The organism is Sorangium sp. So ce836 (genome assembly GCF_028553905.1).
Classification (GTDB): Bacteria; Myxococcota_A; Polyangia; order Polyangiales; family Polyangiaceae; genus Sorangium; species Sorangium cellulosum_D.
Genome location: NZ_CP102233.1, coordinates 4,418,481 through 4,442,924, shown reverse-complemented (window position 1 = coordinate 4,442,924; position 24,444 = coordinate 4,418,481). Strand labels below are relative to the sequence as shown.

14 protein-coding genes are annotated in these 24,444 nt (G+C 73.0%); 11 read left to right on the top strand and 3 right to left on the bottom strand.

The features are described from left to right. The first annotated feature begins 130 nt into the window (after window positions 1-130). The 3 genes from NQZ70_RS16355 (at window position 131) to NQZ70_RS16345 (ending at window position 4,079) form a co-directional block, all read left to right on the top strand. Window positions 131-1,765 (top strand): FAD-dependent oxidoreductase, encoded by a 1,635-nt coding sequence (locus NQZ70_RS16355; protein ID WP_129575036.1) that lies wholly within the window; start codon window positions 131-133, stop codon window positions 1,763-1,765. Continuing rightward, a complete protein-coding gene (locus tag NQZ70_RS16350; protein ID WP_129575035.1) occupies window positions 1,762-2,097 on the top strand; it encodes a ferredoxin family protein in 336 nt (111 codons plus the stop codon). Before NQZ70_RS16355 ends, NQZ70_RS16350 begins: the two co-directional genes overlap by 4 nt. 218 nt (window positions 2,098-2,315) lie before the next feature. After that, on the top strand, window positions 2,316-4,079 hold the full coding sequence (locus NQZ70_RS16345) for an ABC transporter ATP-binding protein (RefSeq protein WP_408022432.1): 1,764 nt from the start codon (window positions 2,316-2,318) through the stop codon (window positions 4,077-4,079). Between the two features lie 45 nt (window positions 4,080-4,124). Here NQZ70_RS16345 and NQZ70_RS16340 read toward each other — a convergent pair whose 3' ends face one another. Then, the gene (locus NQZ70_RS16340) at window positions 4,125-5,150 is read right to left on the bottom strand and encodes a phosphatase PAP2 family protein (RefSeq protein WP_129575033.1); all 1,026 of its coding nucleotides are present in this window, start codon (window positions 5,148-5,150) and stop codon (window positions 4,125-4,127) included. Between the two features lie 1,255 nt (window positions 5,151-6,405). Between NQZ70_RS16340 and NQZ70_RS16335 the strand changes: the two genes are divergently transcribed. After that, on the top strand, window positions 6,406-6,807 hold the full coding sequence (locus tag NQZ70_RS16335) for a KGG domain-containing protein (RefSeq protein ID WP_129575032.1): 402 nt from the start codon (window positions 6,406-6,408) through the stop codon (window positions 6,805-6,807). A gap of 124 nt (window positions 6,808-6,931) precedes the next feature. On the opposite strand, the gene NQZ70_RS16330 is transcribed toward NQZ70_RS16335, so the two are convergent. Further along, entirely contained in the window at window positions 6,932-8,830 is a 1,899-nt protein-coding gene (locus NQZ70_RS16330; protein ID WP_237245350.1) for a PE-PGRS family protein, read from the bottom strand. A gap of 508 nt (window positions 8,831-9,338) precedes the next feature. Between NQZ70_RS16330 and NQZ70_RS16325 the strand changes: the two genes are divergently transcribed. The 7 genes from NQZ70_RS16325 (at window position 9,339) to NQZ70_RS16295 (ending at window position 19,901) form a co-directional block, all read left to right on the top strand. After that, window positions 9,339-10,640, top strand: coding sequence for an endonuclease/exonuclease/phosphatase family protein (locus NQZ70_RS16325; RefSeq protein WP_272828490.1), 1,302 nt, complete (start codon window positions 9,339-9,341; stop codon window positions 10,638-10,640). A gap of 145 nt (window positions 10,641-10,785) precedes the next feature. Further along, window positions 10,786-12,438 carry an FAD-dependent oxidoreductase gene (locus tag NQZ70_RS16320; RefSeq protein WP_129575029.1) on the top strand — a complete coding sequence of 551 codons (1,653 nt, stop codon included), beginning with the start codon at window positions 10,786-10,788 and terminating at the stop codon, window positions 12,436-12,438. A gap of 215 nt (window positions 12,439-12,653) precedes the next feature. After that, window positions 12,654-13,691, top strand: a complete 1,038-nt coding sequence (locus tag NQZ70_RS16315; protein WP_129575028.1) for a hypothetical protein — start codon at window positions 12,654-12,656, stop codon at window positions 13,689-13,691. Between the two features lie 17 nt (window positions 13,692-13,708). Next, on the top strand, window positions 13,709-15,148 hold the full coding sequence (locus NQZ70_RS16310; RefSeq protein WP_129581386.1) for a hypothetical protein: 1,440 nt from the start codon (window positions 13,709-13,711) through the stop codon (window positions 15,146-15,148). Between the two features lie 31 nt (window positions 15,149-15,179). After that, complete coding sequence (locus tag NQZ70_RS16305; protein ID WP_129575027.1) at window positions 15,180-16,733, top strand: thrombospondin type 3 repeat-containing protein; 1,554 nt, start codon at window positions 15,180-15,182, stop codon at window positions 16,731-16,733. A 476-nt stretch (window positions 16,734-17,209) separates the two neighbouring features. Further along, complete coding sequence (locus NQZ70_RS16300) at window positions 17,210-18,307, top strand: hypothetical protein (protein WP_165373992.1); 1,098 nt, start codon at window positions 17,210-17,212, stop codon at window positions 18,305-18,307. A 247-nt stretch (window positions 18,308-18,554) separates the two neighbouring features. Continuing rightward, window positions 18,555-19,901, top strand: coding sequence for a carboxypeptidase-like regulatory domain-containing protein (locus NQZ70_RS16295; protein ID WP_237245349.1), 1,347 nt, complete (start codon window positions 18,555-18,557; stop codon window positions 19,899-19,901). Here the strand turns inward: NQZ70_RS16295 and NQZ70_RS16290 are convergent. Next, on the bottom strand, window positions 19,825-24,234 hold the full coding sequence (locus NQZ70_RS16290; protein WP_272828485.1) for a hypothetical protein: 4,410 nt from the start codon (window positions 24,232-24,234) through the stop codon (window positions 19,825-19,827). The genes NQZ70_RS16295 and NQZ70_RS16290 overlap by 77 nt on opposite strands. Between the last annotated feature and the right edge of the window lie 210 nt (window positions 24,235-24,444).

The window sequence follows — 24,444 nt, the reverse complement described above, 5'->3', positions numbered from 1 at the left end:
CCTGCGCGCGCCGCAGCAGCCGATCACCACCCGGCTGCTGCTGAGGCAGCAGCGGAGCCCCCCGCCGCACGTCCGCGCCGGCCACAGCGCTGGCCCGATCGATGCTTGGGCCCGCCGCCGCGGATCCCCGATGAGCACCCCTGCGACGCCGTCCCCACCCCGCGCCTCCGAGATCGACGACGTCGCCGACGTCCTGGTGATCGGCGGCGGCCCCGCCGGCGCGTGGGCCGCGCTCGGGGCCGTCGCGAGCGGCGCGCGCAGCGTGGCGCTCGTCGACAAGGGATATTGCGGCACCTCCGGCGCCACGGCCCCCGCGAACACCGGCGCCTGGTACGTGACGCCCGAGGGCGACGCGCGCGAGCGCGCCATCGAGGCGAGGTTCGCGCGGAGCGGCGGGCTCGCGCACCGCGACTGGATGGCGCGCGTCCTCGACGCGACCTGGGAGCAGATCAACCTCCTCGCCGCGTGGGGCTATCCCTTTCCGCTGGACGACAGCGGCCTTCAATACCGCGCCAACCTGCGGGGCCCCGATTACATGTACTTCCTGCGCCGCCAGCTCCGGCGCGCGGGCGTCCGCATCCTCGACCACGCCCCTGCCCTCGAGCTCCTCGTCAGCGACGGCGCGGTCGCCGGCGCGGCCGGCCACGCCCGCCAGCAGGACGCGGCGTGGCGCATCCGCGCCGGGGCCGTGGTCCTCGCGAGCGGCGGCTGCGCGTTCCTGAGCAAGGCGCTCGGCTGCGACGTCAACACGGGAGACGGCACCCTGATGGCCGCCGAGGTCGGCGCCGAGCTCTCCGGGATGGAGTTCTCGGCGCAATACGGGATCAGCCCCGCCTACGCCTCGGTCACCAAGGGGCTGCCCTATTTCTGGGCGACCTTCACCACCGAGTCGGGCGAGGTCATCGACAGCCGGGGCAATCGCATGCTCGCGCTGGCTAGGGCGCTCCGCCACGGGCCGGTGTACGCGGTGCTCGACCGCGCCGGCCCCGAGATCCAGCGCTGGCTGCGCGACGGACAGCCGAACTGCTTCTTGCCCCACGACCGGCTCGGGATCGACCCGTTCAAGCAGCGGTTCCCCGTCACCCTCCGCTCGGAGGGCACGGTGCGCGGCAGCGGCGGCATCCGCATCGTCGACGACGCGTGCGCGACGGGCGTCCCGGGGCTCTACGCCGCGGGCGACGCGGCCTCGCGCGAGCTCATCGTCGGCGCTTCGAGCGGCGGCGGGAGCCCCAACGCGGCCTGGGCCATCTCGAGCGGCACCTGGGCGGGCCGCGCCGCGGCCCAGTTCGCGCAGCGCCTCGGCGACCGCGCCGCCGCGAGGGCCGTGCGCCCTGCCGGGACCGTCGGCCTCCGGCCCGGCGGGGCGGCGGGCGGGCCCTCCGCCAAAGAGATCATCGACGTCGTCCAGCAGGAGGTGCTGCCGCTCGACAAGAACCTCTTCCGCCGCGGCGATCGGCTGGCGGCCTCGGTCGAGCGGCTCGAGGGCGCGTGGCGCGACGCCGAGGCGCACCTCCACGCCGCCGGCGCCGCCCGGGTCCGGGCGCGCGAGGCCGCCGCGCTGCTGGCCACCGCGCGGTTCTGCTACGGGAGCGCCCTCGCGCGCGCCGAGTCCCGGGGGCTGCACCAGCGCACCGACCTGCCGCACACCGACCCGGACCAGGCCCATTGCCTCGCGACCGGCGGGCTCTCGTCCATCTGGGTCGAGCCTCGCCGGCCCCCGCATGGGTCCGGCCCGCCCGCCCCCGACCAAGGAGACCTCGCATGATCGAGCTCTTGAGCGACGCCCGCTGCATCGACTGCAACCTCTGCGTCAAGGTCTGCCCCACGAACGTCTTCGAGGCCCGGCCGGGCGAGGCGCCCGTCATCGCGCGCCAGGAAGACTGCCAGACCTGCTTCATGTGCGAGCTCTACTGCCCGACCGACGCGCTCTATGTGAGCCCGCTCGCCGAGGGCCGCGATCCCGTCGCCGAGGAGCGGCTCGCGCAGGACGGCCGCCTCGGGAGCTACGCGCATCACCTCGGGTGGCGCGCCGCGCGGCCCGGCGGTACGGATCGCGACCCCACGTTCCGGTTCCGCGCCGTGACGGCCGGGCAGTGAACACAGCGTGACGCTCCCCGCGCCGGCGCCCTCCCCTGCGGGGCGAGCGCCGCCGGGAGAGCAGACCGTCGGCCCATGAGGGCGCGCGAGGCGCCCAGGACAATGCGGTGGAATCCAAGACCTCTCTGCAGCGCGCGCCCGGCGCTCCGGCGCTCCCGGACACGCCCTTTCGGTTCATCCTCCACTTCATCCGCCGTTACCGCGCCTGGTATCTGGCGATGTTCGTGTTCGAGTCGGCCCACGCCTCGTTCGGGATCATGATCCCTTATGCCATCGGGCAGGTGATCAAGGGCGTGACGCAGGCGCCGGACGGCGACCGGGCCGCGATGAGCGGCCAGCTGCGCAGCCCGCTGACGCTGTTCGTCGCGCTCATCGCCGGCGAGTTCCTGTTCAGCCGCGTCGCGGGCCTCTGCCAGATCCTCGTCGGGCCGTGGCAGCGCCAGAACGTGACCCGCAACCTCTACGCCTACCTCCAGCACCACTCCCACCGGTACTTCAGCAACAACTTCGCCGGGGCGCTCGCCCACCGCATCAGCGAGACGTCGATGGGCGTCTCGCAGACGCTGTGGGCCATCCTGTTCGACTTCTGGCCGATCGCCATCGTCTTCTCCGTCTCGATCGGCCTGCTCTACCGCGCTCACCCGGAGCTCGCGGCGTTCGTCTCGGCGTGGGCGGTGCTGTTCGTCGGCATCTCCTACTGGCTCGCGACCCGCTGCCAGCCGCACGCGGTGCGGGCCGCGGCCGCGCGGAGCGAGACGACGGGCAAGCTCGTCGACTCGGTCACGAACCTCACGAGCGCGCGGCTCTTCGCCCGGCTCGGCTTCGAGCGCGAGTACCTCGACGAGCAGCTCGTCAGGGAGCTCCGGGCGGTGCGCCGGTCGAACTGGTACTCCGAGCGCGTGCGCTGGTTCCAGTTCGCGTCGGCCGCGCTGCTCAAGGTGGGGACGCTCTACTACGCGCTCTCGCTCTGGCAGCGCGGCGCCATCGGCGTCGCCGAGTTCGTGATGGCGACCAGCCTGTCGCTCCTCATCATCAACGAGGCGCGCAACCTGAGCCGCCGCTTCCTCGAGTTCTTCGAGTTCGTCGGCAACGTCGCGAACGGGGTGAACACAATCGTCCGCTCCCATGAGCTCGTCGACCAGCCCGGGGCCGTCGCGCCGCGGATCGAGCGCGGCCGGATCGAGCTCCGGAACGTCACCTTCGGCTACACGCCGGATCACCCGATCTTCGAGGGGCTCAGCGTGACGATCCCGCGCGGCCAGCGGGTCGGGCTCGTCGGCTTCTCCGGCTCCGGCAAATCGACCTTCGTCAACATCATCTTGCGCCTCTACGACATCGACTCCGGTCAGATCCTGATCGACGGCGTGGACATCCGCGACATGACGCAGGACGCGCTGCACGCGCAGCTCAGCCTGATCCCGCAGGACCCGAGCCTCTTCCACCGGACGCTCCTCGACAACATCCGCTACGGGCGCCTCACCGCGACCGACGAGGAGGTCGTCGAGGCGGCGCGCAAGGCGCGCGCGCACGAGTTCATCGCGCAGATGAAGGACCAGTATCGCTCCATGGTCGGCGAGCGCGGCGTCAAGCTCTCGGGCGGCCAGCGCCAGCGCATCGCCATCGCGCGGGTCATCCTGAAGGACGCGCCGATCCTCATCCTCGACGAGGCGACGTCGAGCCTCGACTCGATCACCGAGAAGGCCATCCAGGACACGCTCGACGGGGTCATGAAGGGCAAGACGGTGCTCGTCGTGGCGCATCGCCTCTCGACCATCGTCCACCTCGATCGCATCCTCGTGTTCGAGGACGGCCGGATCATCGAGGACGGCACCCACGCCGAGCTGCTGGCGCGGAACGGGGCCTACAAGCGGCTCTGGAGCAAGCAGTCGGACGGCTTCCTGCCCGACGGGGCCGCCGAGGAGCGCCGGGGCGCCCCGAGGGCCCAGGCGGCCCCGGCGCAGAGCGCGGTCTCGGTCACGTGAGGCGCGGCGCGCGGGCGGCTCAGGCGGGCGGCGGAGGCGCCGCGGCTACCGGAAGCTCCACGGCTGCGGCTGGTCCAGGCGGGCGCGGAGGCCCTCCTCCCAGCGGACGAGCCGCGGCGTGAGCCACGCCGCCCCCGTGGCCAGCGCGACGCCGGCGACCACGTCGACCGCGTAGTGCCAGCGGAGGAGCATGGTGGAGATGATGATGTTGAAGGAGAAGAACGCGGCCACCACGGCCAGCCAGAAGAGGCGCCGGTCCGTGCGCGCGCGGTGGAACGTGTAGAGGGCGAACCAGAGCGGCGCGGCCGTGTGCAGGGAGGGAAAGACGTCCTTCATGGCGCCGCCGGCCTGCACGATGCTGCTCACGCACCCCCAGAAGAAGCCGCCGTCGAGCGGCCCCTGATAGAGGTGCTTCAGCGCCTGGACCGGGCCGTACGCGGGGACCGCCATGTAGCCGAGCTGGCCAACGCAGTAGACGATCGACGTGCCGACCGCGTACTCGGTCGTGCCGCGGCCGGGGCGGGCCACCCAGACCGCCAGCACCATCGAGGTGAAGCAGATGAAGAAGTAGCTGAAGTAGAAGAAGGAGAACCACTCGACGACGGGGCGCGAGTTGAAGCGCTCCATCCAGAGCGCCGGCTCGAACCGGAAGAGGAGGTGGTCGAGATGGAGGAGCTCCGCGTCGAGGCTGTCGCTCCGGACCGTCGGCAGGATGGTCCGGAGCGAGAGGTAGTTGAGGAGGAAGGTGCCGACGAGCGAGAGCCGGTAAACCACGCTCCGCAGCAGGCGAGGCACGAACGTCGCGCGGCGCACGAACACGCAGAGGGACACGAGCGCGGCGATGGCGGCCAGATTGCGGTGCACGCACTGCGCTTGCACCTCGGTCGGCGGCGCGCCGAGCAGGCAGATCGTCGTCACGACGAGGTAGCCGATGAGGATCGCGTCCTGGAGGGCGAACACGGCGACAAAGCCGCGCAGCGCGTCCTTCAGGAGCGCGCCGGAGCGCTCGATGTCGACCAGGCCGCGGGAGCCGGCGACTTTATCACAGTCCGTTGTCAGCCTCTCTTGCATACGGGAATGTTCCAGGGATGGCGTGATGCGCGCATGGGTCGCCTACGTCGGTTGCGTCCGTTGCGTCAGATCGCTCTGTATCACGTGTGGCGTCGCCGTGACATCCGTGACGAGCGCGCACCTGGGGAGCAACTCGGAGGCCACGCGGACGTCGAGTTTTTGACGGGCTGCTCCGCGTTGCGCGACAGCCGCGGGCGCCGCGCCGCGCGCCGGAGCGACGCGCTCCGGGCGCAGCCGCCGCCGCGCCGCGGGCCGCGCGCGCAGTCGCACGCGCAGGGCGCCGCTCCGCGCGTGCGAACGCGGCGACGCAGCGGCGCAGCTCCTACGCGTCCCACCGTGCGCTTTCGCTTTCTGATGCGCACTGCCGAGCTCCGGAGCGCGCAGAATCTGCGCGACCGCAGCTCCGCAGGATCTGCGCGCTTGCCGTACCCACCGCGCCTGTCGGAGGCCGGTGGTGCGGTGATGACGATCGCGAGCAGCGCAATGTCAACCTGCCGACGGCGCGCCCGGGCCGATCGTCAAGGCCCACACGCGCTGGCCGCAGCGCCGGCAGTCCTCACGGCGGCGCGGCGCCGTGACGGCGGCGCGGTGCGGTGTCGCTCGGTGGAGCGTGGCGGCAGGTAAGGCACGGTGAGGCGACGCAGATGATTTTCCTGACTTCCCACCTTCTCGTCTTCTTCTGCGGCCTCTCCGGGCGAACGGCGGCGCACCGCCCGCCGCGCGGCGCCGACGTGAGCGCCTGGCCGTGCTCGTCAGCGCGACGGCGAGCGCTGAGGGCCAGACGAAACGCGCTGAGCTCGTGAGCTCGGGCGCGTCCGCTCGCCGCGGATCTCGGCGGCGCGCGGCCGCGGACGAGGCGCGATGGCCCGCGCGCCCACGGCCGGTGGGGCAGTCTGCCGCGAGGCGGATCCCCTTCTGAAAGCCTGGATCGGCCAGGCTGAGCAGCGCGCGTCGCGAGCTGAGCGGCGCAGAAGCCCGCGATCTGCGTCGCGACGCGTTTGCGCCGGGCGCGCACCGTTGTCGTTCGCCCTGGTCGAGACGCGCCCGGGACCACCGCGAGCTCGCGCCGCGATCCCGGGGCGCTCTCGCTGGATTCGCGCTGGAGAAGCCCAGTTTCCATGGGTTCTTCTCCATGGCATCCACGTTGCAGTCACCCCTCCTGCCGACATCGTTCAGCGAAGATCGGGCGGGGTGCCGCACCAGCGTTGTCCCGCGCCGGCGCCGAGCGATGCGCCAGACACCAAGGAGACCTATCATGGCACAGCAACAAGGGCAGAGCAGCAGTCGTGGTTTCGCGGCCATGGACCAGAAGCAGCAGCGCGCGATCGCGAGCATGGGTGGCAAGGCCGCGCACGAGAAGGGCACAGCCCACGAGTTCAGCTCCGAGGAGGCCCGCGCCGCGGGCCGCAAGGGCGGCGCGGCCGTGAGCCGGAACCGCGAGCACATGGCCGCGATCGGCCGCAAGGGCGGCGCGGCCGTGAGCCAGAACCGCGGGCACATGGCCCAGATCGGCCGCAAGGGCGGCGAGGCGCGCGGCGACGGCTCGAGCGGCGCCAGCGCCGCGCAGGCCGAGGGCGAGCAGGGCGGCAGCCACGAGCAGGGCGGCAGCCACGAGCAGCACGTCAACGCCGGCCAGCAGAGCCACGAGGCCCACTGATCGGCGCTGCTGCCGGCGGCCGCCGGCGAGCGGGTACGCGCGGCAGCTGGACGCGCCAGCTGCTCGCGCGCACCGCCCGGGCGCCGCGGAGCTCGACGAAGCCCCGCGCGTCCGTTCGGGGACGTCAGGGCGACAGGGTGACGAGGAAGACGTCGCCGTTGTTGCGATCGCGCGCGGGCGCGCTGTGCTCGAGGGCGGGGAGGACTCCGCCGAGCTCGAGGCGCTCGCCGAAGAAGAGGCCGGCCACCGCCGTGTTTCCGCCGCCGGTGACCGCCTGCGCGGTGGCGTACGAGAAGAACTGATCCCGGTAGACATCGGACCAGAGCTCCTCGGAGAAATCCGGGCTGAGCTTCGCGACGAACGCGTCGCCCGACGAGGGCGCGCCGACCGAGACGGGCTCTCCGCCGAGCGAGAGCGAGCGCGTGAAGTAGCCGCTCAGCACGTGGTTGCCCCAGGGATCCTGCGAGAAGCCCCAGACGAACTCGTCGCCGTCGGACACGAACGCGCGCGCGGCGAGCGGCTCCCCCGCATCGGCGTCGAGCCGGGCGACGTAGAGGTCGTATCCCGCCGCCTCGGTGTGCTCGACGTCGATGGAGCCGACCTGGAACGGCGCCCGGTGGTTGCCGAGGACCACGGGATGGCCGTCGACGCCGACGCTGACGTACTTCGCGTACTGCTCGCCGGCGGCGCCCAGCGGGCGCGCCCAGACCAGGCTGCCCGACGCCAGATCGAACCGGGCGACGAGCCCGTCGATGCTGTAGATCGGCTCGCCGCCGCCCCCGGCGCCCCCGGCGCCCGACGTCACGCCGCTGACGGCGCTCTCCAGGAGCCGGTCGTCGATCGCGAGCCTGCCGCCGAACGCGCCGGCCACGTAGAGGGCCGAGCCGCTGGCCGCGAGGCTGGCGAGGCGCTGCCAGCTCTCGAGGGACCCGAACCGCTTGCTCCAGAGGTGGCCGCCGGCGGCGTCGAGCTTCGCGACGACGGCGTTGTCGCTGCCGGTGCCCGTGAGCTCGGCCCCGGGATCCTCGCTGAAGTTGATGGCGCCGTCGGCGACGCCGAGGACCACGATGTCGTCCTCCGCGGTGACGGCCACGGCCGAGGCGTACTGGTCGAGCGCGTCGCCGAAGCGCTTGCTGAAGAGGTGGTTGCCGTCGGGGTCGAGCTTGGCGACGAAGATGTCCCGCTCGCCGGCGCTCACGAGCGCCGTGCTCGGGTCCGCGCCGAAGTTGAGGGTCCCCTCGAACTCGCCGGCGATAACGATGTTGCCGCTCGAATCCGTGGCCACGGCGATCGCGTACTGATCGGACGTGTCGCCGAAGCGCTTGCTCCAGACGTGGCCCCCGGCCGGGTCGAGCTTCACCACGAAGATGTCGTGTTGGCCCGCGCTCACGAGGCGGTCGGCGTCGCCGCCGAAGTTGATCGCGGTCTGGAAGCCGCCGACCAGGACGACGTTCTCGTCCTGATCCGCCGCGATCGCCTCGACGCGCTCGCCCCTCTCCTCGCCGGCGCTGGCGCCCCAGAGCGCGTCTCCGAGGAACTCGGGAGGTTCGCCGCCGCCGCTGCCGCCTTCGCCGCTGCCGCCCGCGCCGCCGAAGCCGCCGACGCCGCCCGGCCCGCCGATGCCGCCCGCGCCCCCGTCGCCCCCGAAGCCGCCTTGCCCGCCGGCGCCGCCGGATCCGCCAAAGCCGCCGGCGCCGCCTTGCCCGCCCGCGCCGCCTTGCCCGCCGGCGCCGCCTTGCCCGCCCGCGCCGCCTTGCCCGCCCGCGCCGCCCGCGCCGCCTTGCCCGCCCGCGCCGCCTTGCCCGCCCGCGCCGCCCTCGCCGCCGAAGCCGCCGCTTCCGCCCGCGCCACCGTCGCCGCCGCTTCCGCCCGCGCCGCCCTCGCCGCCGATGCCGCCTTGCCCGCCGACACCGCCTTCGCCGCCGCCGCTCGATGAAGCGGTGGTGCCGTCGCCAGGCTCCGAGTCGCAGCCGTCGCAGCCCAGGGGGAGCCCCATGCTCGTCAGCAGAGCAATCTGGGCCACTCTCGTCACGAAGCGCTCTCTCATCATTCCTCCATGTCTCGACGAAGAACCCTCGCCGCGGGGCGTTCGGTGGAGCCAAGGATGGTCCGGTACCCATCGCTGTGGGGTGTCGAACGTCCTATCCGCTGTGTCGTGAAGCTGGAGTACGCGTGCCCGCCGTTCGAATCAACAGCTGTCTCGGCGAAATCCGGGGCGACAACCTGCTACTCCCGGTTCCGCCTCCACGGCACATCCCGAATCCACAGCGCGCCCCTCACGAGCGCGCCCGCGCGTCGTTCCCTCACAGCGACGCGCGCCGGCGCTCGACGCGCGCGCGCCCCACGCGTCGCTCCCCACAGCGACGCGCGCCGGCGCTCGACGCGCGCGCGCCCCGCCCGGTGCAGCTTTGTCCCATTGTGGCGGAATGCCTCACCGCGCGCACGCGCGAAGGCGTCGCGTCCTCGGCCGAAGCGTGCCGTGCGGGGCGGCGGGCGGCCGCGGTACGCGATCTGCATCGTCCAGCAGCCTGATGCAGACGGCTTGGCTTCGGAGCGCGACGATCCTCGGTGCGCTCGCGCTCTCCGCGTGCAGCGGCGACAAGAGCCGCGCGCGGGAGAGCGCCGGCGCGCCCGAGGGCGGCGTCGCGCCGCCGGCCGCCGCGCCTCAGGCGGGCGCGCCGGAGGACACGGCGCGCGGCAGCGCCGGGCCGAAGCAGGCATCGCCGTTTCGCGTGGCCACCTACAACGGCGGGCTCGCGATGGGCGTGCTCAAATACGTCGACGAGCGGGCGGAGCCGCTCATCCGCGCGCTCGCCGAGCAGCCCGTGGACCTGCTCTGCGTGCAGGAGTTCTGGCTCGAGGAGCACTGGCAGCAGCTCGTCTCCGCCACGTCCAGCGCCCTGCCGAATACCTTCCGGCTGCCCGCGGGCCACGAGGACGGCGGCTGCACGCAGCAGGAGACCGACCCGCTCGTCGCGTGCGCCGCGGAGAGCTGCGCCGGCCTGACCCAGCACGCCTTGCTCCCGTGCCTCCTCCAGAGCTGCTCGGCGAGGCTCACCAGCCTGTCGCCCGACTGCTTCAACTGCCTCTCCGCGAACCCGCGGCAGGGCCCTGACGAGCTTGCTCGAGCGTGCCTTCGCGCGCGCCCGAACAGCGCCGCCGGCGCGCGTCCCCCCGCGCGCGCCGGCGGCGCGACGGCCGTGGAGGCCTACGCCGGGGCCTCCGGCACCGCCATCCTGACGAACGCCGAGATCCTCGAGCGCGACGCGCTGGTGCTCCCGTCCGCGATCGATCGGCGCGCCGTGCTCTATGCCCGGATCTCGCCCCCTTCCCTCGGCGAGCTCCACGTCTTCTGCACCCACCTCACGGCGAGCCTGGAGGGCGTCCCGCACCCCCGCAACACGGCGTGGCAAAAGGACCAGTCCGCGCAGATCGACGCGCTCCTCGATTACATCGATCGCAAGACGGGCGGCCGCGGCGCGACCGCGCTCCTCGGCGATCTCAACACCGGCCCTGCCAAGGCGCCCTCGATCTCGGCGCGCCTGCCCGCCCATTACGACCGGCTGCTCGCGCGCGGCTTCGTGAACCCCTACGCGTCCCAGGAGGACGCGAAGTGCACGTATTGCTTCGACAACCCCCTCGACGGGGGGAAGGGCACCCGCGGGCTGCTCATCGATCACGTGCTGCTCCGCGGCTTCGAGGGCGACGCGCACGGGGCCCAGATCATGCGATCGAGCCTCACGATCGAGGCGGGCAAGAAGAAGAAGAAGGTGAAGAGCGGCTTCTCCGACCATTACGGGCTGCTCGTCACCCTGTCGAGGCGCGACACATGACGCGCCCGGGCGCCCTTCTTCACCAGGCCCCCGGGGGCAGGGCGACACCGCGCCTCGCGCGAGGCGGGCGAGACGATCGATTGACGACGGATGACCGAGACCGAGCGCCGGGATGCAGCCCTCGGCGTCCACACGAGGAGCGTTTATGACGGAGCGAGCCTACGATAAGAACACCGTCTGGACCCACGCCGTCCTTCCTCCCATGGCCCCCCTCGCGACCGATCACACGGCGGACGTGTGCGTGGTGGGCGCAGGGATCGCCGGGCTGACGACGGCGTATCTCCTCGCCAAGGCGGGCAAGCGCGTCATCGTCCTCGACAACGGCGCGGTCGGCGGGGGCGAGTCGGGCTTCACCACCGCGCACATCACCCACGCGCTCGACCGGCGCTGGGCCTCGCTCGCGAAGCTCCACAACGTGAGCCACCTGCGCCTCGCCGCGCGCAGCCACACGGCGGCCATCGACACGATCGAGCGCATCGTCAAGGAAGAGGAGATCGACTGCGACTTCCGGCGCGTCCACGGCTATCTCTTCGCGGCCCCGGGGTCGCCCCCGATGACGCTCCGCGACGAGATCCAGGCCGCGCACCGCGCCGGGCTGGGCTCGGTCCATTACGTCGACCGGGCGCCGCTCGTCGATTTCGACACGGGGCCCGCGGTCTGTTTCCCCGACCAGGCGCAATTTCACATTCGCAGGTACCTCGCGGGGCTATCGCGGGCGATCGAGCGCGACGGCGGCAAGCTCTACACGCTGGCGCACGTGGTCGACGTCGACGAGGACGCGGCGCCGCACCAGGTCGTCGTCAAGACCGCGCGGGGCCTCCAGGTGGTCGCGAGCGAGGCCGTGCTCGCCACGAACTCCCCGTTCATCCCGCGCATCAGCGTGCACATGAAGCAGGCCGGATACCGGACCTACGCCATCGGCCTGCGCGTGCCCCGGGACGCTGTCGCGCCGGGCCTCTACTGGGACACGGCCGATCCGTTCCATTACGTCCGCGTGGCGAACGTCGACGGCGCGGACGGCCCGGACCAGGTGCTCATCGTGGGCGGAGAGGACCACAAGGCGGGCCAGGCCAGCGACGCAGACCAGCGGTACGCGCGCCTCGAGGCGTGGGCGAGAGAGCGCTTCGCGGAGGCCGGCGAGGTGCTGCACCGCTGGTCCGGCGAGGTGATGGAGACGGTCGACGGGCTCGCGTACATCGGCCGCGTCAAGCGGGGCTCGAGGATCCTGATCTCCACGGGCGACTGCGGCAACGGCATGACGCACGGGACCATCGCCGGGCTCCTGATCTCGGATCTGGTGCAGGGCCGGGAGAACCGGATGGCGTCGCTCTTCGATCCCGCGCGCGTCAACCTGAGCGCGGCCGCCGTCTCGGAGTACGTGAAGGAGAACGTCAATGTCGCCTGCCAGTACGCCTCGTGGCTCGGCAAGGGCGATGTCGGCGACGTGGCGCAGATCGCGCCGGGCAGCGGCGCGGTCGCGCGCAGGGGTCTCAAGAAGCTCGCCGTCTACCGCGATCCGCAGGGGCAGATCCACGAGATGTCGGCCATGTGCACCCATCTCGGCGGCATCGTGGCGTGGAACCCGGCGGAGCGCAGCTGGGACTGCCGCTGTCACGGCGCCCGGTACGACGCCATGGGCCGCGTCCTCCGGGGGCCGGCGACGGCCGATCTCGCGCCGGCCGCGCCGAGCGAGGCGCCCGCCGGCGCCGGAGAATCGGTGACGCCGAAGGGCGCGCCCGAGGTCGTCGCCGTCCCGGTGTCGGCCGTGAACCTGCCCCAGAGTCGCCCGGCCACCTGATCGGCGGGCGCCGCGAGCGCGCGAGATGCCATGAGCGCCATGCGCGCTCCACGGCGGATCGAGCGCTCCACGACGGCTCGAGCATGCCATCGCCGCGTGAGCGCCATGATCGCTTGCGCGCGACGCGCCGCGTGAGGGCGCAGTTGACCCCCGCGCGAGCCGCGTGCGATCATGGCCGGGTGGTCCGGGAGGGTTCCCGGCGGCTTGGTGATGAGATGAACTTCCTGCGCCCTCGTGCCCCCCGCGCCGCGGGCATCGCCTTGGCCGTCCTCGCGGTCGCCGTGGCGCTCCCGGCGCGGGCCGAGCCCTCGGCGGCCGATCGACAGACCGCGCGGACGCTCCTCATCGAGGGGCGCAAGAAGCGCGACGCGGGGGACGTGGCGGCCGCCCGCGCGGATTTCCAGGCCGCCCACGCGCTCGTCCGCGCCCCCACGACGGGGCTCGATCTGGCGCGCGCCGACGAGGCGCTCGGCCACCTGCTCGAGGCCCGGGAGACGGCGTACGAGGTCGTCCACCTGCCGCTCGGGAAGGACGAGCCTGCGGCGTTCACGCAGGCGCGGGCGGCGGCCGCGGCGCTCGTCGAGCAGCTCGACGCGCGCATCCCGTCGCTCGTGCTGCGCGTCGAGGGCGCATCGCTGGACGAGATCGAGGCGCGGGTGGACGGCCAGCCGATCCCCCGCGCGGCGCTCCCCTACCCCCGCAAGCTCAACCCCGGTCGCCACGAGGTGGTGGTGACGGCGCCCGGCTTCCAGACCGAGCGGCGCGAGGTCGCGCTCAAGGAGGCGGAGCGCGCGCCGGTGGAGGTCCGCGTCGCCCTCGTCCCGGGGCGCGGGCCCGCGGCCACGGCCGGCGGCGCAGGTCACCCGCCGCCCGAGAGCGCGCCCGCCGAGGCTCGCGCGCCCGTGCCGCTGTGGGCGTGGGCGGCGGGCGGCGTGGGGCTCGCGGCGCTCGCGGGGAGCGTGGCGTTCGCGGTCGACCACGCGGCCGCGCGCGATCGGGTCGAGCAGGACTGCCCCGGGTCCGTGTGCGATCGTCGCGCGTACGACCTCGAGAGCATGGAGGCGCTCCGGGCGCGCTGGAACCGGAGCCTCGGGCTGTCGGTGACGCTCGGCGCGATCGGCCTCGCCGGCGTCGGCGCGGCGCTCGGCGGCATCCTCCTGCGGCCCAGGACGGGTGACGAGCGGGCGGCGGGGTCGCTCGTGCCGCTCGTGACCCCGACGGCGCGGGGCGTGGTGTGGCAGGGGGCGTTCTGATGATGGCGCAGAATTTCATGGCAGCTTCGGCCGCGGTGGTGCTCGGCTGCGCGGCGCTCGGCGGCGCGGCGCTCGGCTGCGCGCCGGAGCTCAGCCTCTCGGCCGCGACGACGGGCTCGGGCGGCGCCGGGGGCGCGGGCGGCGAGGGCGGCGGCGCGCCGCCGGCGGGCGGCGAGGTGCAGTGGGCGCGCGCGCTCGGGGGCGACGGGGAGCAGGCCGGGGCGAGCGTGGCCGTCGCGGACGACCGCAGCGCGGCGCTCCTCGGCCGGCTCACGGCGGCGGAGGGCGTGGCCCTCGACGACGAGCGCGTAACGCCGATCGGCGTGGAGAACGTCTTCTGGGCGCGGCTCTCGGCGAGCGACGGGGCGGGGCTCGGGCTGAAGCGCTTCGGGGCGTTCGACCCGCAGATCGTGAACGCGGTCGCGACCGACGGGAACGAGGGCCTCCTCTTGGCGGGGGAGTTCTCGGGCAAGCTGGAGTTCGGCGGCGCGCCGCGGACGAGCGCCGGCGGGCGGGACGGTTATGTCGCGCGGCTCGACGCCGAGGGGCGGGAGCTGTGGCTGCAGCCGCTCGGGGGCATCGGCTTCCAGGCGGCGACGGGCGTGGCGGCGATCGCGGCGGGGCGCCTCGTCGTGGCCGGCCGCTTCTCGGGCGCGCTGAGCGTCGGCAAGGATCGGCTCCAGAGCGCGGGCGGCAACGACGTGTTCGTGGCGAGCTTCGACGCCGACGGGACGCCGCTCTGGAGCGAGCGGTTCGGCGACGGCTTCGATCAGCAGGCCCGCGCCGTGGCGATGGACGAGCGCGGCAACGCGATCGTGGTCGGGGACTTCGCCGGGACGCTCGAGCTCGGCGGCGATCCGCTGGTGAGCGCCGGGGATCTCGACGTGTTCGTGGCGAGCTTCGACGCGCTCGGCAAGCACCGCTGGAGCAAGCGCTTCGGCGACGCGGGGCTGCAGCGGGCCAGGGCCGTGGCGGTGGACGGCGCGGGCAACGTGATCGTGGGCGGGGAGTTCAGCGGGGCGATCGACCTCGGCGGGGGGCCGCGGGTGGCCGGCGAGCGGCCGGCGGTGTTCGTGGCCAAGCTCGATTCGAAGGGCGGGCACCTCTACAGCCGGGTCATCGGCGAGCAGGGCGCGACGCTGGGGCAGCTGCTCGTCGACGGGACGGGGGACGTGCTCGTGGCGGGGGGGTTCCGGGGCGAGGCGTCGCTCGCGGCGGGGCCCGTGAGGAGCGCGGGCGGCGACGACGTGTTCGTGGCCAAGCTCGATCCGGAGGGCGGCTACCGGTGGAGCCACCGCTTCGGCGGGGCGGGCGCGGACCGGGCGACGGGCGTGGCCATCGACCGGGAGCGGCAGGTGTTCGTCACGGGGGCGTTCACCGGGACGGTGGAGTTCGGGGAGAAGCAGCTCGAGGGCGGCGAGGGCACGGACGTGTTCGTGACCAAGCTGTCGCCGTGAAGCGGCGATCGCCAGGAAGGATGGAGGCGCGATGAAGCGTGCGGGGACGAGGGGCGTGCGGTCGCGCGGGCGACGGCTGGCGATGGGGCTCGCGGCGGGGGTGATCGGGGTGATGCTGCCGGTCGCGGGGTGGGCGCAGCCGCCGGACTCCGATGCCGATGGGATCCCCGATGACGTCGATAACTGTGCTTTCAGCGCGAACGAGGACCAGCGGGACGTGGACTCCGACGGCGTCGGCGATCCCTGCGACAACTGCCCCACCATCGACAACACGGGGCAGGAGGACCTCGACGGCGACGCGACCGGAGACGCCTGCGACGACGATTTCGATGGCGACGGCGTCCTCAACGACGACGACAACTGCGAGAGCCTGAAGAACCCAGATCAGACGGACTCCGATGGAGACGGCATCGGAGATCCCTGTGACGACAATACCAGCGCGCCAGACGGAGATGGCGACGGTGTCGCCGACGAGGTCGACAACTGTCCCTTCGTGGCGAACCCGCTCCAGGAGGACCGGGACGACGACAAGCTCGGCGACGTCTGCGACAACTGCCCCGTGACGCAGAATCCGAACCAGGAGGACAGCGACGGCGACGGCGTGGGCGACTTCTGCGAGCCCGACGTCGACGCCGACGGCGACGGGCTCGTCAACGCCGAGGACAACTGCCCTACGGAGCGGAACCCGGACCAGACCAACACGGACGGCGACAGCCTCGGGGACGCCTGCGATCCGGACAGCGACGACGACGGCGTGCTCGACGGGGAGGACAACTGCCCCCTCGCGTCGAACATCTTCCAGGAAGATACGGACCGCGACGGCACCGGCGACGCCTGCGAGGACGACGACGACGACGACGGCATCGTGGACGAGCGCGACAACTGCCCCTTCGTGTCGAACCAGGATCAGGCCGACGGCGACGCCGACGGCCGCGGCGACGCCTGCGACCTCGGCGCGGACGCCGACGGCGACGGCGACGGCATCCCGAACGAGGCCGACAACTGCCCGGAGGTCCCGAACCCCGATCAGACGGACGCCGATGATGACGGCACGGGCAACGCCTGCCAGGACACCGACGGCGACGGCCTGACCGACGCGGCGGACAACTGCGACGAGGAGCCGAACCCCGATCAGGCCGACAGCGACGGCGACGGGCAGGGCGACGCCTGCGACGGCGACGACGACGGCGACGGCGTGCCCGACGAGGCGGACAACTGCGACGCCGTCCCGAACCCCGATCAGGCCGACAGCGACGGCGACGGGCAGGGCGACGCCTGCGATGTCGACGACGATGACGACGACGATGACGGCGTCCAGGACGGCGACGACAACTGCCCGCTGGCGGCGAACCCGGATCAAGCGGACGCCGACGCCGACGGGATCGGCGATGCGTGCGACGGAAACGGCGGCGGTGCGGGCGGCGGCGGGACGGGCGGCGGGCAGACCCCGGAGCCGGAGGTCTCGTCGGGCCTGGTCTGCGCGATGCAGCGAGGCGAGGGCGGCGGCGCGCTCGTCGGACTCGCGGCGTTCCTCGCGGGCGCGCTCGGCCTGGGCTCCCGCCGGCGTCGCGGCCGCGCGGCGTGATCGCCGCCACGCGCGGCGCTGCGGCGCAGCGGCCACAGCCGCCCTGAAGGGCGGCCGGCGCGCGGCACCGCGGTGGGGTCAGCCGAGCGTGAGGGCGGTAAGGTGGGAAATGCGCCGCTCTATCCTGTCTTTGGATGGATGAGAGAAGGAATCACAGAGGCGCAGAGGGCTCAGAGGAGAGAGCCATGACGCTCGGTGTCCGCTGTGCCTCGGTGGCTCTCATTCCTCCCATCCCACGACCAGGAAGAGGGAATCGACGCGAGCGCTCGCTCGGTGGCTACCTGGAAATTGCTGCAAGCACGGGGTGGGTCATGACCCCACGCCGCTTCCGGGCGGGCTCGGCCGCTTGCCCGATCTGAGCATTTTTCTGAGCCGTGGCTGCGCGGCGGTGTAACTGCTCCGACTGAACGCGCCGGCACCCTCGCTCCGCAGCCCGCGCTGCGGGTGGGTCGTCTGGAGCCACCTTTGGAGACACCATGCGCCTAGCTCTCCCGCTCTCTCTTTCGTTGCTGACCACCCTGTTCGGGCTCACGTTCGGCGCCGGCTGTAGCGATGGCGTCGTCGATGGCGCCGCGCCGTCCGGCGGCGCGGGCGCGGGCGACAGCGGCGGCGGCGCCGCGAGCGGCGGCGGCAGCGCAAGCGGCGGCGGCAGCGCAAGCGGCGGCGGCAGCGCAAGCGGCGGCGGCAGCGCAAGCGGCGGCGGTGGGGCCGGGGCCGGCACCGGCGCCGCGGGCGGCGGCGGCATCCCGACCCCGACGGCCACCGTCATGTGCCAGGGCAAGATATACCAGTGCGGGGATCTCATCGACAACGACGGGGACGGGCTCCTCGACGCGCAGGACCCGGACTGCCTCGGCCCGTGCGACAACACCGAGGACAGCTACTACGGCGGGATCCCAGGGCAGGCAGGGCCGGCTTGCACCGTCGATTGCTACTTCGACCAGGACTCCGGGTCCGGCAACGACGATTGCCACTGGAACCATCAGTGCGATCCGAACGAGGTCGCGCCCGACTATCACCCCGAGTCGAACAACGGGTCGATGTGCGCGTACAACCCTGCGGCCTCGACGCCGGGCGCCCAGGGCAGGAGCTGCAGCCAGCTCAAGATGGAGCAGTCCGATGCCTGCCACGATTTCTGCGGTCCGCTCACGCCGAACGGCTGCGACTGCTTCGGCTGCTGCGAGCTGCCCGCGGGCAGCGGCCTCTACGTCTGGCTCGGCTCCGACGCCGACGGCACCGGCCAAGGCTCGTGCTCGCGCGACGGCATCTCCGACCCGAGCCGCTGCGAGCCGTGTACGCCCGTGGACGCCTGCCTCAACGAGTGCGGCCACTGCGAGCTGTGCCTCGGCAAGGAGACGCTGCCCGCCGACTGCTTCGAGACCGGCACCGGCGCCGGCGGCGGCGCGGCCGCCGGCGGCGGTGACGGGGTCGGCGGCGGCGCCGCAGGGAGCGGCGGCGGCGCCCCGGGAGGCCAGTGCGCGCCGGGAGTCCAGCCGTGCGGGCTCGCCGGCCAGGAGCCTTGCGCCGCCGATCACTACTGCATCACGGGCTGCTGCCAGCCCGTCGTGAACTAGCACCGAGAAGAGCGACTTCTCCCTGGATTCCAGGCCAGGGATGGGCCCCTGAAAAGCGCTGAAGACACGGAGGTTGGTTACGACTCTCCTCTGTGCCCGCAGCGCCTCCGTGGTGTATTGCCTCCGTGCGAGCCGGAGACGAGCTTGGGGCGGACGCAGCGCTGACCGCCCACGAGCTGAGACATCGTGTCTGCGGTGATGACAAAATAATCGTTCAAAAGGAGACGAGTCGATGAGGATGCGCTCGATGGCCGTTGGGATGCTCTGCGCCTCGCTGGGGATGGGGTGTGGCGGCGACGACGAGGAGCAGCCGAAGAGCTGCTCGGTGGCCGAGCAGACGGGGTGCACCGCGCGGCAGGTGTGCGAGGAGGTCGAGGGCGCCGAGCCCGCCTGCTTCGATCCGGTGACCCTGAAGGGCCGCGTCTACAACTCGCTCGACGACAAGGGCATCGCCGGCGCGCGCGTGCTGGCCCGGGACGCCAACGACGCCGTGATCTCCCGGGTGGCGCTCACCGGCGCCGACGGCAGCTACGAGCTCGCCGTGCCCGCGCGGCGCGACGCCAGCGGGGCGCCGGTCGAGACCGATGTCACGCTGCGCGCCGACGCGCTCGCTTACGAGACCTTCCCGAAGGCGCCGCGGGTCGCGCTTCCGATCGACCTCTCGACCGCGTCGGGCAAGCCGCTCGGGATCGCGTCGGCGGCCACCGAGATCGCGCTGTTGCCGCTGCCGGACAGCGACGGGCTCGGCTCCATCTCCGGGGTCGTCCGCGCCGACCAGCCTGGCGGGACGCTGCTCGTCGCGGGCGGCGTCACCGGCGCGGCCGATCTCGACGGCAGCTACACGATCTTCAACGTGCCCGCGGGCGAGGTCACGGTGAAAGGCTATGGCGCCGGTCTCGCGCTCGACACGGCGAGCGCGACCGTGAGCGCGGGCAAGGAGACGGCCGGCGTGGATCTGCACGCGACCGGAGAGGCCACGGCGGTCGTGAGCGGCAAGGTCGAGATCGTGAACGCGCCCGGCGGGAGCGCGACCTCGGTCATCCTGGTCGTGGCCGATACGTTCGACGAGATGACCGCCCGCGGCGAGGCGCCGCGAGGGCTCCGGCAGGGCAACGTGACCGGCGAGTTCTCGATCGCCGGGGTGCCCGACGGCGACTACGTCATCCTCGCCGCCTTCGAGAACGACGCGCTCGTGCGGGATCCCGACACGTCGATCGGCGGGACCGAGATCGTGCGCATCAAGGTCTCCGGCGAGGATCTGCCGGTGCAGGAGTCGTTCAAGGTGACGGGCGCGCTCGCCGTCGCCTCGCCCGGCGCGAGCTCGCTCGAGGAGGTGAGCGGGACACCGACGTTCGTCTTCGAGGACGACTCCAGCGAAGATCGCTACGAGGTGATGCTGTTCGACGCGCTCGGGGCGAAGATCTGGGAGAACGTCGATGTGCCCAGGGTGTCGGGGAGCGAGAACGTTTCTGTCGAGTACGACGGTCCAGCGCTTGTGCCGGGGATGATCTACCAGTTCAGGGCCACCTCGAAGAAGGGCGGCACGCCCATCTCGCAGACCGAGGACCTGAAGGGGGTCTTCCTCTACCGGTGATCGGACCTTCGTGTTCGGGCGGACGCGCGCCGACGCCGCCGTCAGCGGTGGCGGGCACGGCGCGCGCTGCCGAGCGCGAGGAGGAGACCAAAGAGCACGAGAGCGCGGGACGGACCCGGCGCGCGCCCGGCGGCGCCGCCCACGGCGGCGACCGCGCAGTTGATGTTGACGTTGAAGCAGCAACTGCATGCGCCCGGCGGCGCTCCTCCGCCGGCGTGATCCCCTCCCCCTGCTCCGCCGGCCGCATCCCGGCCGCCGCCGGCGCCGCCGGCGCCCGCTCCGCTCGCCCCGGCGCCCCCTCCCCGGCAGCGCCCTCACCCCCGGCTGCGGCCGTGCCGCCGCCCCCCTCTCCTGCGCTGCCGCCGCCGCCGCTCGCGCCTCCGCCGCTCGCATCGCCCCCCTGGGCTGCGCCGCCGCCCGATTCTGCGCTACCGCCCTCGCCTGCGCTACCGCCCTCGCCTGCGCCGCCGCCCTCGCCTGCGCCACCGCCGCCGCTCGCTCCTGCGCCGCCGCCCTCGCCTGCGCCACCGCCGCCGCTCCCTCCCGCGCCGCCGCCGCTCCCTCCCGCGCCGCCGCCGCTCCCTCCTGCGCCGCCGCCGCTGGCACCGCCCCCCTCGCCTGCGCCGCCGCCCGCCGCGTCGCGCCCACCACCGACATTGCCGCCGCCCCCGGTGCCCTCGCCGGAGGTGCCCGGATCCGAGATCGGTAGATTGCGGCAGCCGATGAAAGGATGGCACTCGTCCGTGGTCGTTGGATCCCCATCGTCGCAGTCGAGGGGCACGTCGCTCACGCAAGCCCCCTGGAAGCACCGCTCGATGCCATTGCAGACGTCGAAGTCGTCGCAGAGGTCCCCGTCCGGCAAGATCGCGTCCGCCGAGCAGTGCCCTGCGCCGTCGCAGTACTCCCCGGGATCGCAGGGAGAGGTCGACACGCGGCAGAGCACCGCGATGGGCTCGGCGGTGCACTGCGCCGAGCAGCAGTCCCCGTCGAGCCGGTTGCCGTCGTCGCATTGCTCGCCCCGCCCGAGCACGCCGTCTCCGCAGATCGCGGGCCGCACCGTGAAGACCGTCGGATCGGCCGCGCCGGCGAACAGGGGCTCGTCGGTCAGCGCGCTCGACTCGTTGACCCCGTCCGAGTCGGCGTCGAACGAGACGGTCCCCTGGTTCGTCACGACGAGCCCCTCGGTGAGCGGCCGGAGCGTCGCTTCTATCGTGATGAACATCCACTCTCCGGGCTCGATGACGCCGTCCCAGCCGATCGTGTTGGTGGTGGGATCGGACGAGATCACGCCCTCCTCCGCGACCGCGCCCTCGAGCAGGAGCTCCGGCGGGAGCACATCCACGAACTCGAACCCCGGGTTGTCGGGCTGCGCGCGACCGCCCTTGTTGTTGATGAGCAACGTGTAGGAGACGTCGTCGCCGGCTTTGCGCTCGCTGAGCACGGTCAGGTAGGCGATGAGGCGCGTCGGCACGGAGACGTTCGTCTTCGCCTCGCCCTGGTTGTTCTCCGGCGCCGGGTCGTGCTCTCGCGCGGTGACCTTCGCCGTGCTGCCGATATCGAGGGCGACCGCGGGCGGCGTGAGCGCGGGCGCGGTCAGGGTGACCGCGATCGACGAGCTCTCCTGCGCGGCGAGCGACGCGCGCCGGCACACGAGCCCCTCGGCGGCCAGCCTGCACGTCCAATCGGCCCCGGAGGCGCCGACGAAGCTCGCCCCGGGCGGCAGGACGTACGTCACGACGAGGTCGCTCGCGTCGCCCGGCCCCTGGTTGGCGACGCCGATCGTCGCGACGAACTGCGCGCCGGGCGACACGGGATCCGGCGCGTCCGTCAGCGTCAGCGCCAGATCCGCCCCGCAAGCCCCGGTCGCGACCGGCACCGCCGCGAGCACGACGTTGTCGATGGCGACGCCGCACGGCCCGGGGCGCCCGATGTCCGTGCAGACCAGGCTGTCGTCCTGCGTGTAGTCGAACCGGAGCTGGACGGTCCGCCCGCGCAGCCCCGCGCCAGGGAAGCGGATCGACACGCGCTTGGTCCCGCCGGAGCTCCCCGACCAGACCGACTGATCGCCGAAGTATCCCGGGTCGTCCCGAGCAGGGAGGTGCTTGGGGAAATGGTGGCTCGCGCCCGTCAAGATCTCCTCGGCGAACGCCTCGGCCAGGACCGCGCGCGGCGCGGCGCCGGCCGTGAGATCCTCCACGCGCAAGGTCAGTCCGTCGAACGCCTCGACGAGCCGTTGCGGATCGTCCTCCAGCTCGTAGGTGAGATCGAAGTCGAGCGTGACGTGCGATTCTTCGGAGCTCTCCGGGATCGTCACGGCGGGAGACAGCAGCGCGACGTGCGACGTCTCCGGCTCCTCGTCGTGAAACGCGGCGTTGTCGCCGGGCGTCAGCGTCTGCGCGACGATCCACGGCGACGCGGAGGCCGCTCCGCCCTCGCGCACCGACCGCCAGCCGGAGGGGAGCGCGGGCGGGCTCGCGTCGTCGAAATCCTCCTCGAGGAGGACCTCCGCGTCGCCCGGCACGCCCGTCTCGAGCTGGATGGGCAGCTCGATCGTGCCCTGGGCGGAGCTCACCGTGAGCGTCAGATCGATCGGCGCACCGGGGGTGAAGTCCCGCGCCGTGGTGAGGAGGAACGGCGCGTCGCTCGCGACGACGCGGCGCGGCTCGATGTCGGGGTAGGTCGCGCTCGCCCTCGTGACCGTCACGGTGGGCGTCTCCGTCTCGAGCGTGGCCGTGATCCCGGAGACGGTGGTGCTGCCCGAGACCGGGTTCGCGACGTAGTTCTCGAGGTAGACGCCGACCTCGATGAGCTCCCCCGGATCGATGCGCTCGTTCGCGAGCGCGCCGCACGCCGTGTCGGCGACCCGGGTGCCCGCGGCGCGCAGCGGCGGGACGCGCGCGAACTCGTCGAGGGCGTCGAGGTGGATGTTCGGCGCGATCAGGGAGGTCGACGTCGGCTGTCCCTCGTCGAACCGCGGCTGGGCGGCCGTCATGCCGAAGACGCTGTAGAGCTCACCGGCGAGCGCCACGCCGCCGATGCGATCGCCGAGGTTCGGCCGGGAGGCGTCGTTGCCGTGGCCCGCGTGAAAGGGGTGGTCCGAGATCGGCGCAGGTGGGCTGAAGGAGGCGCCTTGATCGCTCGACGCGGTGTGCATGAGCTCGGTCAGATCGCCCGTGCCGGCGACATCCTGGTCGTAGTAGACGACGTGCGCGGTGCCCGTCGTTCGATCGACGGCGACGAAGGGGAAGATCTGGGCCCGATCGCGCCCTGGATCGCTGTTGAGGAGGACGGCGTTGCCGGCGGCGCACTCCTCCGTGAAGGAGCGCAGGGCGATGTCCCCCGTCCCCCGGTCGCCGCTCCGCTGATAGACCACGTAGACGCGCCCCGTGGCCTGATCGACGTCGATCGACGGGGAGCTCCTCGCGTGGTCGACGCCGAGGACCTGGTCTTCCGGCGGGTAGCCGTCGGCGTCGAGGAGGACGAGCGGTTCCCAGGTGGCGCCTCCGTCGGTCGAGCGGCGGCATCCGATGTTGCGCAGCGAGGTCCCCGGCTCGATGGAGCGGAAGACGGCATAGACGATCGACTCCCGGTCCGTGGTCCCGGGGAGGACGCGCGCGCTCGGCCCGTCGAGGTCGCCGCCGGCCGGCGCCTGCGCGAGCACGTCCGCGGGCGACCAGGTCTGGCCGAGATCGTCGGAGTGGCTGTAGAGGATCCTGGGCGACGCGCCGCCGCGCTGGACCCAGGTGACGGACAGGCGCCCGGTCGACGCGTCGACGTCGATGGAGGCCTGCTCGGCGCTCTCCCCCGCGACGAACGCCGGAGCGACCTCGACCGGCGCGGACCACGAGGTCCCGGCCGCGCCGCCGGGGCTCGATCCGTGGATGCAGAGGCCCTGGACGCCGTCGGCGGGGCGAACGTAGGTGGAGGCGCTGATGAACACGTCGCGGCTCGGATCGTGGACGACGCGGGGGTCGCCGAGCACCTGTCCGCCGGGGGCCGAGGGCAGCGCGCCCTCGCCGTTCGGGCCGAGCACCTCGGCGAAGGACCTCCCCCCATCGTCGGAGCGCGCGACGCCGGACAGGCTCATCGGGCTCGCGAGCGCGCCGCGCGGATCGGTGTAGGTCACGACGAGGATGCTCGCGTCCGCGTTCGCGGCGATCGCCGGCTGGCTCTGGGCGCCGAGCGCGTCGGGCGCGTGCACGTCGCGGTCCTCGCCCGCGGCGATCCCGAGCCGAGCTGCGCCGGGCGCCTCCGGTTCGTCGCTGCCGCAACCCGCGCCGGCGACGAGCAATCCCCCGCCGATCCACAAAGCGATCCCGCGTCGCGCGCGCATAAGCACCTCCGAACGGAGATCGATGCCGCGAGCTCGCAGGACGTGCCGATTTCCCCCACATGGCACGGCCCATCCAGCGGAACGGCCCGATGCGCTGCGGTCGTTCTCGGGCAACGCCGACGCACGCCGCCCGTCGGCGGGGCCGGTGCGCCCGGCGCGAAGGCCTGCCTCGACGCTCTTTCCTGTTCTTCCCGTGCGGCGGGCCGGGCG

What these genes read in the sequence shown, in the direction of transcription:
- NQZ70_RS16355 (WP_129575036.1), top strand. Translation starts at nt 131, where the DNA reads ATGAGCACCCCTGCGACGCCGTCCCCACCCCGCGCCTCCGAGATCGAC.
- NQZ70_RS16350 (WP_129575035.1), top strand. Translation starts at nt 1,762, where the DNA reads ATGATCGAGCTCTTGAGCGACGCCCGCTGCATCGACTGCAACCTCTGC.
- NQZ70_RS16345 (WP_408022432.1), top strand. Translation starts at nt 2,316, where the DNA reads ATGTTCGTGTTCGAGTCGGCCCACGCCTCGTTCGGGATCATGATCCCT.
- NQZ70_RS16340 (WP_129575033.1), bottom strand. Translation starts at nt 5,150, where the DNA reads ATGCAAGAGAGGCTGACAACGGACTGTGATAAAGTCGCCGGCTCCCGC.
- NQZ70_RS16335 (WP_129575032.1), top strand. Translation starts at nt 6,406, where the DNA reads ATGGCACAGCAACAAGGGCAGAGCAGCAGTCGTGGTTTCGCGGCCATG.
- NQZ70_RS16325 (WP_272828490.1), top strand. Translation starts at nt 9,339, where the DNA reads ATGCAGACGGCTTGGCTTCGGAGCGCGACGATCCTCGGTGCGCTCGCG.
- NQZ70_RS16320 (WP_129575029.1), top strand. Translation starts at nt 10,786, where the DNA reads ATGACGGAGCGAGCCTACGATAAGAACACCGTCTGGACCCACGCCGTC.
- NQZ70_RS16315 (WP_129575028.1), top strand. Translation starts at nt 12,654, where the DNA reads ATGAACTTCCTGCGCCCTCGTGCCCCCCGCGCCGCGGGCATCGCCTTG.
- NQZ70_RS16310 (WP_129581386.1), top strand. Translation starts at nt 13,709, where the DNA reads ATGGCAGCTTCGGCCGCGGTGGTGCTCGGCTGCGCGGCGCTCGGCGGC.
- NQZ70_RS16305 (WP_129575027.1), top strand. Translation starts at nt 15,180, where the DNA reads ATGAAGCGTGCGGGGACGAGGGGCGTGCGGTCGCGCGGGCGACGGCTG.
- NQZ70_RS16300 (WP_165373992.1), top strand. Translation starts at nt 17,210, where the DNA reads ATGCGCCTAGCTCTCCCGCTCTCTCTTTCGTTGCTGACCACCCTGTTC.
- NQZ70_RS16295 (WP_237245349.1), top strand. Translation starts at nt 18,555, where the DNA reads ATGGCCGTTGGGATGCTCTGCGCCTCGCTGGGGATGGGGTGTGGCGGC.
- NQZ70_RS16290 (WP_272828485.1), bottom strand. Translation starts at nt 24,234, where the DNA reads ATGCGCGCGCGACGCGGGATCGCTTTGTGGATCGGCGGGGGATTGCTC.